The following is a 13,488-nucleotide window of genomic DNA, read 5'->3' as shown; positions in this document are numbered from 1 at the left end:
CACGTCAGCGACAGGGCATCGTCAGCGCTGCTGACGCGCGCGGGTCGGCGACATGCCGAAGTAATCGCGGAAGCAGTGGCTGAAGTGGGTGGTGCTGACGAAGCCACAGGCCACGGTGACCTCGGTGATGCTGGCGTTGCCCTGTGTCAGCAGCTGGCGTGCCCGCGTCAGGCGCAGCTCCAGATAGTAGCGCGAAGGCGTGGTATCCAGATGGCGGGTGAACAGGCGCTCGATCTGGCGGCGTGACAGCGTCACGCAGTGCGAGATCTCGCTCATGCTCAAAGGCTCCTCGAGGTTGTTGCTCATCAGCTCGAGGATGGTGCGCAGTGCCTCCGGGTGCTGGCTGTCCGGCGCGGGCAGCGTCTGGTCCGGATGCCAGGGGCTGGGTGTCGCGGGGCGCTCGCAGGCGAGGATTTCCTCGACACTGCGCGCCAGGTCATCGCCGTGACGCTGGCGCATGGCTTCCAGCATCATGTTCAGCGCGCTGCCGGCATTGGTGCAGCTGAAGCGCGCCGCTTCCACCACCAGCGGGGCACGTGACAGCTCCAGCTGGGGGAATGACTCGCTGAACAGCGCCGCATTCTCGGGATGGATGGTGCAGCGATGGCCCGCCATCACGCCGGCGGCTGCCAGAAAGTAGCTGCCATTCCACAGGCTGCCGAGGCGACAGCTCTGGTGGTCGGCTCGCCGCAAGACCTCGCTCAGCAAGGGAATCTCGTCCAGCTGCACCCGGTAGCCGCCACACACGATGATCATGTCGATCTGCGCCTGCCCCAGCGACTCGAGCCCGGCGCTGGCCATGATGTCGATGCCCAGATCACTGCGTACGCTGCCCGCCGTCACCCCGAAGGTGTGAATGCGATAGAAGGGGACATCGCGGAGCAGATTGGCCGTGACCAGCACATCGAGGGCGCTGGTGAAGGCGGGCATCGAGAAGTGCTCCAGTAAAATGAAGGCGACATTGAGCGGTGCGCTCTGGGCACAGGTCACGTCCTTGAGCAGATGCTGGTTGCGACGCTTCATCGCGGGGGTGAAGTCGCGGCGACGGGGCGAGGTCATGGCTTGCGTTCGTTGCAGGGGCCGCGAGCGGCAGTGGATCGAAGGCGGCCGGGAGGGCGGCCACCGTGAGACTCCATCCTCGCAGCTGCGCGCTCCCGCGGCGAGCCTCTCGCTGGCGGTTACGGGGTGGCAGGCATGTAATGAGGCTGTTGGCTTGATGATACGTCGCGTTACATGGGTGTAAAAACAATCACTTGTGTCATATTCGGCGCTTTCTCGCCTGATAGACTGCCCCGTCACTCAGATCATGCCCCGAGGCTGACTAATGACGGATACCACCCGGACTGCCTTGTCCGGCTCCGCAACCCAAGCAGCTCCCCTTTCCGATCACGCCGCATCTCTTGCTGATCACACCACATCCTCTCCCGATCAAGCCGCATCTCTTCCTGATTCCGAGCTCACAGCGCTCAACAGCTCCCGCAGTCTGGACTGGCCGGTCTTCCTCCTCAGTGGAGGCGTGATGGCGCTGTTCGTCGCCGCCGCACTCATCGACCTGGACGGCGTGTCGGCCCTGATCAATCACGCCTTCGACTTCTCGACCACCTACTTCGGTGCCTATTGGCAGGGCTTGATGATCGTGACCTTCCTCGTCGCTGTCGGCATGACCTTCGGGCGCACGGGGCGCGTGGTCTTGGGCGGATTGTCGACGCCTGACATCTCCACGCCGCGCTGGATGGCGACCATTCTGTGCACCCTGCTGGCCGGTGGTGGCGTGTTCTGGGCCGCCGCAGAGCCCATTGCGCACTTCGCCTCGCCGCCGCCCGTCTTCGGGCCGGAGGCACCGGTCGGCAATCTCGATGCCGCCTACAATGCGCTGGCGCAGAGCTTCATGCACTGGGGCTTTCTCGGCTGGGCGGTGCTGGGCAGTCTGACGGGCGTCGTCTTCATGCACCTGCACTATGAGAAGGGCTTGCCGCTCAAGCCGCGCACCTTGCTCTATCCGCTGCTCGGAGAGCGCGTGATGCGTGGGCCGATCGGCGCGCTGGTCGATGCCTGCTGCGTACTGGCCGTCATCGCGGGCACCGTGGGGCCGGTCGGGTTCCTCGGCATCCAGGTCAGTTACGGGCTCAATGCGCTGTTCGGCATTCCCGATACCTACGCGACGCAACTGGTGCTGCTGGCCATCCTGACCCTCGTCTACACCCTGTCCGCCGTCAGTGGCGTGATGCGCGGCATCCAGTTCCTGAGCAGTGCCAACGTGCTGATCGGCGGCGCGATGCTGTTCTTCATCGTGCTCTTCGGGCCGACCGAATTCCTGCTCAAGGCCTTCCCGCTGGGCATGGTCGACTACCTGGACAATATCGTGCCGATGGCGGTCTTCCGCGGCGACAGCGGCTGGCTGGATAGCTGGACGCTGTTCTTCTGGGGCTGGTTCATCGGCTTCGGCCCGCTGATGGCGATGCTGGTCGCACGTATCTCGCGGGGGCGCACTCTGCGCCAGATGGTGCTGTTGATCACCATCCTGTCGCCGCTCGCGACCTGTGTCTGGTTCACCATTCTCGGCGGCAGCGGCCTGGCCTTCGAGCTGGAAAACCCGGGCAGCGTCTCCGGCCCGTTCAGCGGCTTCAACCTGTCGGCGGCCTTGATCGCCATCACCCAGCAGCTGCCGTTCGGCTTCATCATGTCGGTGCTGTTCCTGATTCTGTCGGCGCTGTTCGTGGCCACGACCGGGGATTCGATGACCTACGCCATCTCGATGGTGATGAGCGGGCACGACAACCCGCCACGCAGCGTGCGTGTGTTCTGGAGCCTCATCATGGGTGTCGTGGCGGCGATCCTGATCTCGATGGGCAATGGCGGCATCAATGCGCTGCAATCCTTCATCGTGGTGACCGCGGTGCCTGTCTCGCTGGTGCTGTTGCCCAGTCTGTGGAATGCCCCACGTATCGCGCGGCAGATGGCGCGTGAGCAAGGGCTGTAACTGGCTGATGTGAAAAAGGCCGCCCACTCGGGCGGCCTTTGCATGTCGTCATGCACGGATCAGTCTGGCATGGCCCGAAGAGGGCAGCCGAGGGAGGTCATGAGTTGTTATCACCGATGCCCGGATGTAAAACGGCTGTAGGCTTGGTGATACGTCGCGTTACATAGGTGTAAAAACAACGGCTTGTGTCATAGTTCAGCGTTTTACGGCTGATACACTGCACCGTCACTCAGATCATGCCCAGAGGCTGACTAATGACGGATTCTTCCCGGACTGTTTCGTCCGGCTCCGCCACACCGGTAAATCCCCCCGCTGAACCCGCCCACACCCCGCAAGGTATCGACTGGCCCGTCTTCATCATCAGTGGTGGCGTATTGGCACTCTTCGCCATCGCCGCACTGGTGGATCTCGACGCTGTCTCCGCGCTCATCCAGAGTGCCTTCGGTGTCTCGACCCAATACTTCGGTGCCTACTGGCAAGCGTTGATGCTGGCGACCTTCGTCATCGCCATCGTGCTGACCATCGGCCGTACCGGACGGGTGCGCATGGGCGGGCTGGCGGCGCCGGATATCTCGACGCTGCGCTGGATGGCCATCATCCTGTGCACGTTGCTGGCGGGCGGTGGTGTCTTCTGGGCAGCGGCAGAGCCGATCGCTCACTTCACCTCGCCGCCGCCGGTGTTCGGCGCGGACGCCCCGACAGGCAATGCCGATGCCGCCTACAACGCGCTGGCGCAGAGCTTCATGCACTGGGGCTTTCTGGCCTGGGCGATGCTCGGCAGCCTGACCGGCATCATCTTCATGTACTTGCACTACGAGAAGGGCCTGCCGCTCAAGCCGCGCACGCTGCTCTATCCGCTGTTCGGCGACCGCGTCATGCGTGGCCCCATCGGTGCGCTGGTCGATGCCTGCTGCGTGCTGGCAGTGGTGGCCGGTACCGTCGGCCCCATCGGCTTTCTCGGTCTGCAGGTCAGCTATGGCCTCAATGCGCTGTTCGGCATTCCCGATACCTACGCGACCCAGCTCACGCTGCTGCTCGTACTGACCGTCATCTATACCCTGTCCGCCGTCAGCGGCGTGACCCGTGGCATCCAGTTCCTGAGCAGCACCAACGTCCTGCTCGGCGGCGCGCTGTTGCTGTTCATCCTGATCATGGGCCCGACCGGCTTCCTGCTCGAAGCCTTCCCGCAGGGCCTGGTGCGCTACGTCGGTGACTTTGTCGCCATGTCTTCCTTCCGGGGTGACGATGGCTGGCTGAATGGCTGGACGCTGTTCTTCTGGGGCTGGTTCATCGGCTATGGTCCGCTGATGGCGATGTTCGTCGCGCGTATCTCGCGTGGCCGCACCCTGCGTCAGATGGTGCTGTTGATCGCGGTCATCTCACCGCTGGTCACCTGCCTGTGGTTCACCATCATCGGTGGCAGCGGCTTGGCCTTCGAGCTGAGCAACCCGGGCAGCGTCTCCGGCCCGTTCACCGGCTTCAACCTGCCGGCAGCGCTGATCGCCATCACCCAGCAGCTGCCGTTCGGCTTCACCATCTCGGTGCTGTTCCTGGTGCTGACCACGCTGTTCGTCGCCACCACCGGTGACTCGATGACCTACGCGGTCTCGATGGTGATGAGCGGCCACGACAATCCGCCGCGCGGCGTGCGCGTGTTCTGGAGCCTGATGATGGGCGTGGTCGCGGCGCTGCTGATCTCGATGGGTGATGGCGGCATCAACGCGCTGCAATCCTTCATCGTCGTCACCGCCGTGCCGGTGTCGCTGATTCTGCTGCCCAGCCTGTGGAACGCTCCGCTGATTGCCCGCCGCATGGCGCGCGAGCAGGGCGTCTGATCAGCCCCCACGCTCGAAAGCAATGCGCGTCTCGCACCATCAAAAACGCCGCCCCGAGGGGCGGCGTTTTCGTGTCTGGCGATCAGTCATCAGACGCTGACGTTCAGCGTCACATCGATGTTGCCACGCGTCGCGTTGGAGTACGGGCACACCTGGTGCGCCTTCTCGACCAGCGCATCCGCCTCGGCCTTGTCCATGCCCGGCAGGCTGATATCCAGCGCCACCTCGATACCGAAACCGGCCGGAATCTGGCCGATGCCCACCTTGCCGGTGATCTCCAGGCCTTCCGGCAGCGTCACGCCATCAGTGCTGGCCACGTGCTTCATGGCACCGATGAAGCAGGCAGAGTAACCCGCCGCGAACAGCTGCTCCGGGTTGGTACCTTCACCGCCACCACCACCCAGCTCCTTCGGCGTGCTCAGGGTGACATCCAGCGCCCCATCGGAAGAACGCGACTTGCCTTCACGGCCCCCAGTGGTAGTGGCTTCTGCACGGTACAGCACTTGTTCGATAGACATGCCTGACTCCTTGAGCGGAAATGCCCTCAGCTGAGGGATGCAGACAAGATGGCGCCTGTCGGGCAGAGTTTCAATTGCTAGGACACGGGAGCCAGCCATTCACAGTAGGTGTGCGCGATAGCTTTGCGGATTGAGCGTCAATCTTTGGAATAAATTTCCACTTATACAGAAAAAGCGCGGATTGATTAAGAAATCAAACACTCCATATAAATGATATTTTTTGCTATGTAGCTCAGATGTTTTTAGTTCGTGTGGTGAAATATAAAAATGACAGTTCTTATTAAATAAAGTGGTTTTCACTTCGATGAAGATTTCTCTTCCACTTAAGTCGAAAGAAGTAATATCGTAACCAAGTCCGTCCCCTTTAGTAACTGAAACATGCTCAACTTTATCTGCTAGATTTTTCAATCCGGCTGACTCTAATTTTAACTTCTCATATTTGACAATAAACTGCTCGCCAGCAAGTCCTAGATCACTATTAAGCTGCTCGCGAGCCAAGTAATCTACCTTGTTCGATGTAATGCTATATTGAGGTGTGCTGCCCCGCAAGTTATGTTCCTTGGTATCAGGGGGAGCTACTTCAACGTTTAAGCCGCGAAGATGTGGGGCGTGTGGGATAGATGCTCTAGTAGCCTCTAGTAACGCTATGTTTATTTCCTCGTCTTGTACTATGATTCTATTGACATAGTTTTCTATTTTTAGTTGATGATTAAATAATGGTTGATATCCTTTTATGTACGGGAGTCCGTGCTTACATAAAACAGCACTAATGTTTTGATGTTTTTTATCTATCGCTGAGCCAGTGCGGTTGTTTAGTAGTTCCGCAAGATAAGTGTTTAATGTTTTTTTGGTATAAGGTGTATTGCGAACTTCATCTAATAGCATATTTCTGTAAGTACTTACAGTCGCTTCTATCTCATAGTCATCCCAGACTCTATTCATATTGATGCTCCAAACAGCGATTTTGTATTATAAACTTCCTATGTCTTTTCCAGAAGGTATCTTACGCTTGTCATTCTTATAAATTATGATATAGCCGGGCAAGATTGTTATTTTCCAAGTGCTATCTAAATTGTTGTCTATAAGTTTGAGAAAATTTTTGACTGATTGTGTTTTTTGGGACAGTATTATATTCGTCTGCTCTAAGTCCTGGTGAGGGGCTCTACGCTGTGGTGCTATAGTTTCGAATCTTATATTATAGTTCAGTTTACTTTTTAGTTTTTTAAGTATGTATGCCGCTGTTACTTGATTATTTTCTGACTCTATTGTAACGTTAATGTCAATATCTATTGGGTATAAAGCATCAAAGCTGTCAGCTTTAACACTAGTAGTGTCTCTTTCTTTGCCAGGGTCATTGGAGCCAAAACCGCTATGTTGCCAATCTGGACTTAAGTTTCTGTTTTTGTAATGATTAATTAGTAGTTGTTCTAAATCCATTGCAGTGAAAACGTAAACTCTTATAGCTTTAAAAGTTATGTTTTGAGTGTTTATGTTTTTCCGACACGTGATTTTTTTGGCATGCCTCAACAAGCGTGCTTTAAGACCTAGCTTGCTATCAGCTTTTCCAATATAAACTAATTCGTTGTTGTTAAATAACTGATATACGCCTTGAGCATCTTCAACATCATCGATATTGCTCTCATTTAATTTGGCCGAAGGCATGTTGTCGAACATGTTAACTAGCTCTTCTAACAATTTTGTTGCTAGGTCAAATTCAAGGTCTTCGATATGGCTAAGTGTGGGCATAGTCAATTCCTCTTTCATGAGGATTTGACTATGCCACATTAGGGGTTGTTAAACCAATAGGGGGTTAAGCTTTACCCGATAGAGCTTCTGCTACTGAACTAGCTACTACCTCAGCCAGTTTGACGGGCACTGCATTTCCAAGCTGCCGCATAGTCTCACTCCAGGCGCCATGGAAAAAATAATCATCAGGAAAGGTTTGGAGCCTTGCAGCTTCACGAACTGTAAAGTACCTAACGCTGCCATCATCTCGGACAAGCATATTTTCTCCACCAGGTACACCATGGGCCCCTGCTTTCAAGGTTTTAGAGGGTTCATCCCAAGGACTTCCTGTATGACCCTTATATATTTTTGCGCCGGGCGTGTATACATGATTTTGAGGATCAAGAAGGGATGGGTGCTCTGGGTCAGATAGTCCGCTTAAGGCATCTCTGACAGTGACCCATGGCAATGTATTAGGGTAACGCATCCCTCGCTCTTTCTGCGATTTTATACGATTCAAGAACCTTTTAGGTGGATCGTATTTGGCTGCTTTAGAAATATTGTGTTTTTTCCAATATTCACCCGTTACCCATTTTTTATAAATTAAGGAGTCTTCAGAGTGAGTTGCACGAGGAAACTCCCAATCTACACTCAGATCACTTCGGAATCCTACAATAAATACCCTTTCTCTCTTTTGCGGTACCCCATAATCAGCAGAGTTCAATAGCTTAAATCCTACCTTATATAGAGGCTGAACTCCTTTCTCTTTAGCCTGAACTAATCGAGATAGATGTGCTTCCCATGTTTCTATGTTTTTTTTGGTTATGTTGGGATAGCTTAGTTGTAAGCAAGTATAGTTAAAGTAATCTGAAAAGGATTTACGCAGTAAGCCTTTCACGTTTTCAAATATAAAGGCTTTAGGCAGAATTTCATTGATTGACCTAACAGCTATAGGAAACATATCTCTGTCATCAAGATTACCTTTATGCTTTCCACCCATGGAGAATGGTTGACAAGGTGGGCCTCCTGAAATCAGTTCTATATTATTTTTGTATCTTGATAAGTCGAATTCTCTCGCATCGCCCTCATAAAGATCAAAATCTTCACCATGTGAATCATAATGGGATTTGTTGGCCCGAATAGTTTGACATGCATTATGATCCCATTCAACTATAGCAGTATGCTGAAACCCTGCACGGGCTACGCCCATAGCCAGGCCACCAGCACCCGCGAAAAGTTCGATACTACTCATACTGTTTACCTTTATGTTTCACTATTCATGCTCAGTGTTGTTTGCATGTAAAGTTAGAGGTCTTAATTTAATGTGGCTAGGGTTAAGTGTTGGGATCTATATGCAGAGTTCACAATTAGTTTAGGGGAGGGCTGTTATGCCGCTGATCTAAACCACAATTACTCCCAACACAATGAGTAATATTATAAAGCTAACAGGCTGTTGCATCAAGATATTTTGATACCCTAGCAAGTGTTTGCTAGGGTTATTTTGAATAGAAGGCGGGCTAAAGGAGTTTCTAATAAAATTTTATTTTCAATGTTGATATTTAGTGTTAGATTTCTAAATGTTTATCAAGTAAAAATATTTCACTCGATATTCTGAATCTGCTCGCGCATCTGTTCGATCAGCACCTTGAGCTCGACGGCGCAGCGGGTGGTGTTGGCGACGACGGATTTGGAGGAGAGGGTGTTGGCTTCGCGGTTGAGTTCCTGCATCAGGAAGTCGAGGCGGCGGCCGATGGGGCCCTTCTGGGTGAGCTGACGACGGACTTCGCTGACGTGGGTGTCGAGGCGGTCCAGCTCTTCGTCGACGTCGGCCTTCTGGGCCATCAGGGTCAGTTCGGCTTCCAGGCGTTGCGGGTCGAGGGTGGCGCGGACTTCTTCGAGGCGAGCGAGCAGGTTCTCGCGCTGACGGGCGAGGATGTCGGGCATCAGGCGGCGGACTTCGGCGACGTGGGTATCGACGCCATCGAGGCGTGCGCTGATCAGCTCGGCGAGGCGTTCGCCTTCGCGGGCGCGGCCTTCGATGTGCTCGTCCAGTGCGCGCTTGAACAGGCTGAGGGCGTCGGCCTTGATGCGTTCTTGATCGGCGCCTTCGCGCACCAGCACGCCGGGGTAGTCGAGCAGGGCGAGGCGTGAGGGCTGTGGGGCGTCCGGGCAGTGCTGGCCGACTTCGGCGAGCACGCGGCTGAGTTCGCCCAGGCGTCTGGCATCGACGGCGAGGCTGTCGGCACCGGCTTCGGCGTCAAAGCGCAGCGAGAGTTCGACCTTGCCGCGGTTGAGGCGCTTGCGCAGGCCCTCGCGGAAGGCGCTTTCGAGTTCGCGCAGGCTGTCGGGCAGGCGGAAGTGCGGTTCGAGATAGCGCTGGTTCACCGAGCGCAGCTCCAGCGTCAGGGTGCCGTAGTCGGCTTCATGGGTCTGGCGGCTGAAGGCGGTCATGCTGTGGACCATGACGTGCTCCTTGTCGGTTGGCTGTCAGAAGAGAGGCGGCGCAAGAGCGACCGCGCTGATAGCCTGAAGTGTACGCGTGCCGCTCTTGAGCGCCCAGTGATCAGGAGCAGGTCTGGCCCGCGCGGCGCGAAGGTCGTCGCCCGTGGCTGCGGCGTGTAGACTCTGGCCTCCCGAATACTGCAACAAGGAATCCCCATGAGCGAAGCCAACGTGACCCGTCCCAGTGGCCGTACCCCGGAGCAGCCGCGCGAGATCCGCCTGACCCGTGAGTTCACTCGTCACGCCGAGGGTTCGGTGCTGGTGGAGTTCGGGGAGACCCGCGTGCTGTGCACCGCCTCTGTCGTGGCGGGCGTGCCGCGCTGGCTGCGCGGTTCCGGCAAGGGCTGGCTGACCGCCGAGTACGGCATGCTGCCGCGTGCGACCCATACCCGTAATGATCGTGAAGCGGCGCGTGGTAAGCAGGGTGGCCGCACGGTGGAGATCCAGCGTCTGATCGGCCGTGCGCTGCGCGCTGCGGTAGATCTCAAGAAGCTGGGCGAATACACCATCACCATCGATTGCGATGTGCTGCAGGCCGATGGCGGCACGCGTACCGCGGCGATCACCGGTGGCTGTGTGGCACTGGTCGATGCGCTGCAGGGCCTGCAGCGTGAGCGCAAGATCAAGACCGACCCGCTGGTGAGTCTGGTCAGCGCCGTGTCGGTCGGCATCTACAAGGGTGTGCCGGTCACCGATCTCGACTACCCGGAAGACAGCAAGGCCGATACCGACATGAATGTCGTGATGGCGGAAGGCAAGGGGCTGATCGAGGTGCAGGGCACGGCCGAAGGCGCGGCCTTCGATCGCGCCGAGCTCAATGCCCTGCTGGATCTCGCAGAGCGTACCGGTGAGCAGCTGTTCGCCGCGCAGCGCGCCGCACTCGGCATGCCGGCCGACGCCTGAGTTCTGCGACACGGCGCTGTGTCATGAGTGCCATGTCATGAGTGCTGTGTCGTGAGTGTCATGTCATGAGTGCTGTGTCGTGAGTGTCATGTCATGAGCGCTTGATGCCAGACAGAAAACGCCCCCACCGCTTGCGCGATGGGGGCGTTTTCGTCAGTGCCCGAAGGCACATCATGCGACTGGCAGGGTGGCCCGAGGCCGAACGCTCAAGGGGTGACAGCGTGCATCACAGCTCGAGGTCGTACTCGACGATGACCGGTGCGAACTCGCTGAAGGTGGCATCGGTGTCGATCCAGGCGTCCTTGATGTGACGACGCAGGTTCGGGTCGATGACCTGATAGTCGAGGCGCCAGCCTTCTTGACGGGCGCGCGGCTGGTCACTGTCCAGCGCTGGCCACCAGGAGTACTGGTCGGCATCGCGGTTGACTTCGCGGAAGGCGTCGATGAAGCCGATCGGGCCGAAGACCTGATCCATCCATGCGCGTTCTTCCGGCTTGAAGCCCGGCGTCATCTGATTGTCGGACCAGTTGGCGAGGTCGACAGTCTTGTGGGCCACATGCCAGGTGCCGCAGATCATGTAATCACGACGCTTGCGGCGCAGCTTGCTGAGGTATTCCTGATACTGCTCCATGAAGGCGCCCTTGGCAGCCGGATCACTTCCGTCAGGCATCAGGAAAGAGCAGATGCTGAAGCGGTCGTAATCGGCCTGCAGGTAGCGGCCTTCGTTATCGCACTGCTCGAAGCCCAGTCCATACATGATGGCCTTGGGGATCTGGCGGCAATAGAGGCCAACCCCTGAGAAGCCGTCTTTTTCGGCGTCCAGGAAGTAGCCTTCGTACCCTTCCGGGTAGAGGATGCTGTCGTCGAGCTCGAAGCTCTTGGCCTTGAGGTTCTGGATGCAGACGACGTCGGCGTCCTGACTGGCAAGCCAGTCGAGGAAGCCGCGGCTGACCGCTTCTCGAATACCATTGACGTTAACTGTAGCGATTTTCATACGTGGTCCCTGGTTCGTCGCGCCTGTATGATACCCGAGCTTTAGACGATTTGGTAAATGGCTAACGAATTCAAAGGTGATATCGGATGCAGGACTACCAGCGGGAGTTCATTGAGTTTGCCATCGAGCAGGACGTGCTGCGGTTTGGCGAGTTTACGCTCAAGTCCGGGCGGGTGAGCCCCTACTTCTTCAATGCTGGTCTATTCCGCTCCGGACAGGCCCTGGCGCGTCTGGGACGCTTCTATGCGCGTGCCATCGTCGAATCAGGCCTGGAGGCCGATGTGCTGTTCGGCCCGGCGTACAAGGGTATCCCGCTGGGTGCCGTGACGGCCGTGGCGCTGGCTGATCATCATGATCGTGACATGCCGTTCACCTTCAATCGCAAGGAAGCCAAGACCCACGGTGAAGGGGGCTCGTTGGTCGGCGCGCCCCTCGAAGGCCGCGTGATGATCATCGACGATGTCATCACCGCCGGCACCGCCATCGGCGAAGTGATGGAGATCATCCACGTCGAGAGTGCCAAGGCGGCGGGTGTCGTGATCGCACTGGACCGTCAGGAGCGCGCTCCCGATGGTCAGGGAGGCCTGAAGGCGAACAGCGCCATTCAGGAAGTGGAGGCACGTTTCTCCATGCCCGTGGTCAGTATCGTGACGCTCGACCAGGTGCTCGAATATCTGGAACAATACGCACAGCAGGAACTGTCTGGGCATGCGGTCGCGATTCGCGACTACCGTGCGCAATACGGTCTCCAGGGCGCCTGAGAGCGTTCATGACCCGCGCAGCATTACCTTCCCAGTCACGTACAGAGGTGCATACATGACAGCTCACCGTAACATTCTCGGCCTTTCGGCAGCCATCCTCGCTGCCAGTCTGTCCGCCCCGGCCATGGCCGGCAACGCTGACCTCAACCTGAATACTGAAGCCGTTCAGGGCGAAATCAATGGCGAGATCGGCAATGGCGTCCAGCTCGGCGGCGGTATCCTGTCCAGCGATGACCACGACGACGTCACGGCCGGTCACGTCCAGCTGCTGGGCACCGAGCGCACCAGCGAATACGACGTGGGCCTCGGCGCACGCTGGAGCCAGTACGACACCGACCACGGTGACGGCGGCGGTCTGGGCCTCGGCGGCTACGGCTACTATTACCTGCCGGGCGCACCGCGCGTCTCGCTGGGTGGCTACGGCTACGTGACCCCGGACGTCGCGACCAGCAGCGACCTCGAGCACAGCTACGAATACGGCCTGCGCGCACGGTATCAGGTCATCGACAACGTCGAAGGCTATGTCGGCTACCGCAAGGTGAAGGCCGACTTCGAGAACCGTGACGAACGCACGCTGGATTCTGGCCCGCTGGTCGGCATGCGTCTGCAGTTCTGAGGCGGGTTCTCGGCAACGCGTGCTCCGCGTGAGTCACGCATTGCGGTAAGATGGCGGGCCCTTCGGGGCCCGCTTTGCGTTGTCATGGCCAGGTGAGCATCGCCGGCCAGCCCCCTGTTTTCGCCTTCTGCCGCGAGTCTGCTCATGCTCGATATCGTGCTCTATCAGCCCGAGATTCCGCCCAATACCGGCAACATCATCCGGCTGTGTGCCAATACCGGTTACCGCCTGCATCTGATCGAGCCGTTGGGGTTCGAGCTGGACGACAAGCGGCTGCGCCGTGCCGGTCTCGATTATCATGAGTGGGCACGTGTGCAGCGCCATGCCAGTCTCGATGACTTCGTGGCGAGCGTGAAACCTTCGCGGGTCTTCGCGCTCTCGACGCGCGGTCGCACCGCGCCGCATGAGGCCAGCTTCCAGGCCGGTGATGCGCTGGTATTCGGCCCCGAGACACGCGGTCTGCCACAGGCGATGCTCGACAGCCTGCCCCGCGAGCAGGTGTTGCGCCTGCCGATGCTGGCCGACAGCCGCAGCATGAACCTGTCGAATGCCGTCGCCGTGGTCGTCTATGAAAGCTGGCGTCAGCTCGATTTCGCCGGCGCCGCAATTCTCGATTGATCGGCCAGCGCTCGATTGATCGGCCAGGCCTCGATT

General features: G+C 57.7%; 13 protein-coding genes. 6 read left to right on the top strand and 7 right to left on the bottom strand.

Annotated features, from left to right (window positions below; genetic code table 11):
* Positions 1 to 21: 21 nt before the first annotated feature.
* Positions 22 to 1,059 (bottom strand): GlxA family transcriptional regulator, encoded by a 1,038-nt coding sequence (locus AOG28_RS10060; RefSeq protein ID WP_054556343.1) that lies wholly within the window; start codon positions 1,057 to 1,059, stop codon positions 22 to 24.
* A 265-nt stretch (positions 1,060 to 1,324) separates the two neighbouring features.
* Here AOG28_RS10060 and AOG28_RS10055 point away from each other — a divergent pair, with 265 nt between their 5' ends.
* Both AOG28_RS10055 and AOG28_RS10050 read left to right on the top strand, forming a co-directional pair.
* Positions 1,325 to 2,980, top strand: a complete 1,656-nt coding sequence (locus tag AOG28_RS10055) for a BCCT family transporter (protein ID WP_082388677.1) — start codon at positions 1,325 to 1,327, stop codon at positions 2,978 to 2,980.
* Between the two features lie 254 nt (positions 2,981 to 3,234).
* Positions 3,235 to 4,815, top strand: coding sequence for a BCCT family transporter (locus tag AOG28_RS10050; RefSeq protein WP_054556342.1), 1,581 nt, complete (start codon positions 3,235 to 3,237; stop codon positions 4,813 to 4,815).
* An 89-nt stretch (positions 4,816 to 4,904) separates the two neighbouring features.
* Here the strand turns inward: AOG28_RS10050 and AOG28_RS10045 are convergent, their stop codons facing one another.
* From AOG28_RS10045 to AOG28_RS10040, 5 genes are all read right to left on the bottom strand, one after another.
* Positions 4,905 to 5,333, bottom strand: a complete 429-nt coding sequence (locus AOG28_RS10045) for an organic hydroperoxide resistance protein (protein WP_054556341.1) — start codon at positions 5,331 to 5,333, stop codon at positions 4,905 to 4,907.
* 99 nt (positions 5,334 to 5,432) lie between these two features.
* On the bottom strand, positions 5,433 to 6,275 hold the full coding sequence (locus AOG28_RS17780) for a DUF3883 domain-containing protein (protein ID WP_082388676.1): 843 nt from the start codon (positions 6,273 to 6,275) through the stop codon (positions 5,433 to 5,435).
* Positions 6,276 to 6,302: 27 nt separating this feature from the next.
* Positions 6,303 to 7,079: a GIY-YIG nuclease family protein gene (locus tag AOG28_RS18225; RefSeq protein WP_160317869.1), complete on the bottom strand. Its 777-nt coding sequence runs from the start codon at positions 7,077 to 7,079 to the stop codon at positions 6,303 to 6,305.
* A gap of 64 nt (positions 7,080 to 7,143) precedes the next feature.
* The gene (locus AOG28_RS17775; protein ID WP_082388675.1) at positions 7,144 to 8,310 is read right to left on the bottom strand and encodes a DNA cytosine methyltransferase; all 1,167 of its coding nucleotides are present in this window, start codon (positions 8,308 to 8,310) and stop codon (positions 7,144 to 7,146) included.
* Positions 8,311 to 8,657: 347 nt separating this feature from the next.
* Positions 8,658 to 9,521, bottom strand: coding sequence for a YicC/YloC family endoribonuclease (locus AOG28_RS10040; RefSeq protein ID WP_054556340.1), 864 nt, complete (start codon positions 9,519 to 9,521; stop codon positions 8,658 to 8,660).
* Positions 9,522 to 9,716: 195 nt separating this feature from the next.
* Here AOG28_RS10040 and rph point away from each other — a divergent pair, with 195 nt between their 5' ends.
* On the top strand, positions 9,717 to 10,463 hold the full coding sequence (gene rph, locus AOG28_RS10035) for a ribonuclease PH (protein WP_043331764.1): 747 nt from the start codon (positions 9,717 to 9,719) through the stop codon (positions 10,461 to 10,463).
* Between the two features lie 226 nt (positions 10,464 to 10,689).
* Here the strand turns inward: rph and AOG28_RS10030 are convergent, their stop codons facing one another.
* Positions 10,690 to 11,457 (bottom strand): exodeoxyribonuclease III, encoded by a 768-nt coding sequence (locus tag AOG28_RS10030; protein ID WP_043331765.1) that lies wholly within the window; start codon positions 11,455 to 11,457, stop codon positions 10,690 to 10,692.
* A gap of 86 nt (positions 11,458 to 11,543) precedes the next feature.
* Here AOG28_RS10030 and pyrE point away from each other — a divergent pair, with 86 nt between their 5' ends.
* The 3 genes from pyrE (at position 11,544) to trmL (ending at position 13,452) form a co-directional block, all read left to right on the top strand.
* Positions 11,544 to 12,218 (top strand): orotate phosphoribosyltransferase, encoded by a 675-nt coding sequence (gene pyrE, locus AOG28_RS10025; protein ID WP_054556339.1) that lies wholly within the window; start codon positions 11,544 to 11,546, stop codon positions 12,216 to 12,218.
* Positions 12,219 to 12,273: 55 nt separating this feature from the next.
* Positions 12,274 to 12,834, top strand: coding sequence for a YfaZ family outer membrane protein (locus AOG28_RS10020; RefSeq protein ID WP_054556338.1), 561 nt, complete (start codon positions 12,274 to 12,276; stop codon positions 12,832 to 12,834).
* Positions 12,835 to 12,978: 144 nt separating this feature from the next.
* On the top strand, positions 12,979 to 13,452 hold the full coding sequence (gene trmL / locus AOG28_RS10015; RefSeq protein WP_054556337.1) for a tRNA (uridine(34)/cytosine(34)/5-carboxymethylaminomethyluridine(34)-2'-O)-methyltransferase TrmL: 474 nt from the start codon (positions 12,979 to 12,981) through the stop codon (positions 13,450 to 13,452).
* Positions 13,453 to 13,488 lie beyond the last annotated feature (36 nt).

Origin of the sequence: Cobetia sp. UCD-24C (assembly GCF_001306765.1) — a bacterium.
Lineage (GTDB): Bacteria > Pseudomonadota > Gammaproteobacteria > Pseudomonadales > Halomonadaceae > Cobetia > Cobetia amphilecti.
The sequence above is the reverse complement of the archived record's forward strand: the minus strand, read 5'-3'. Positions and strand labels throughout refer to the sequence as shown.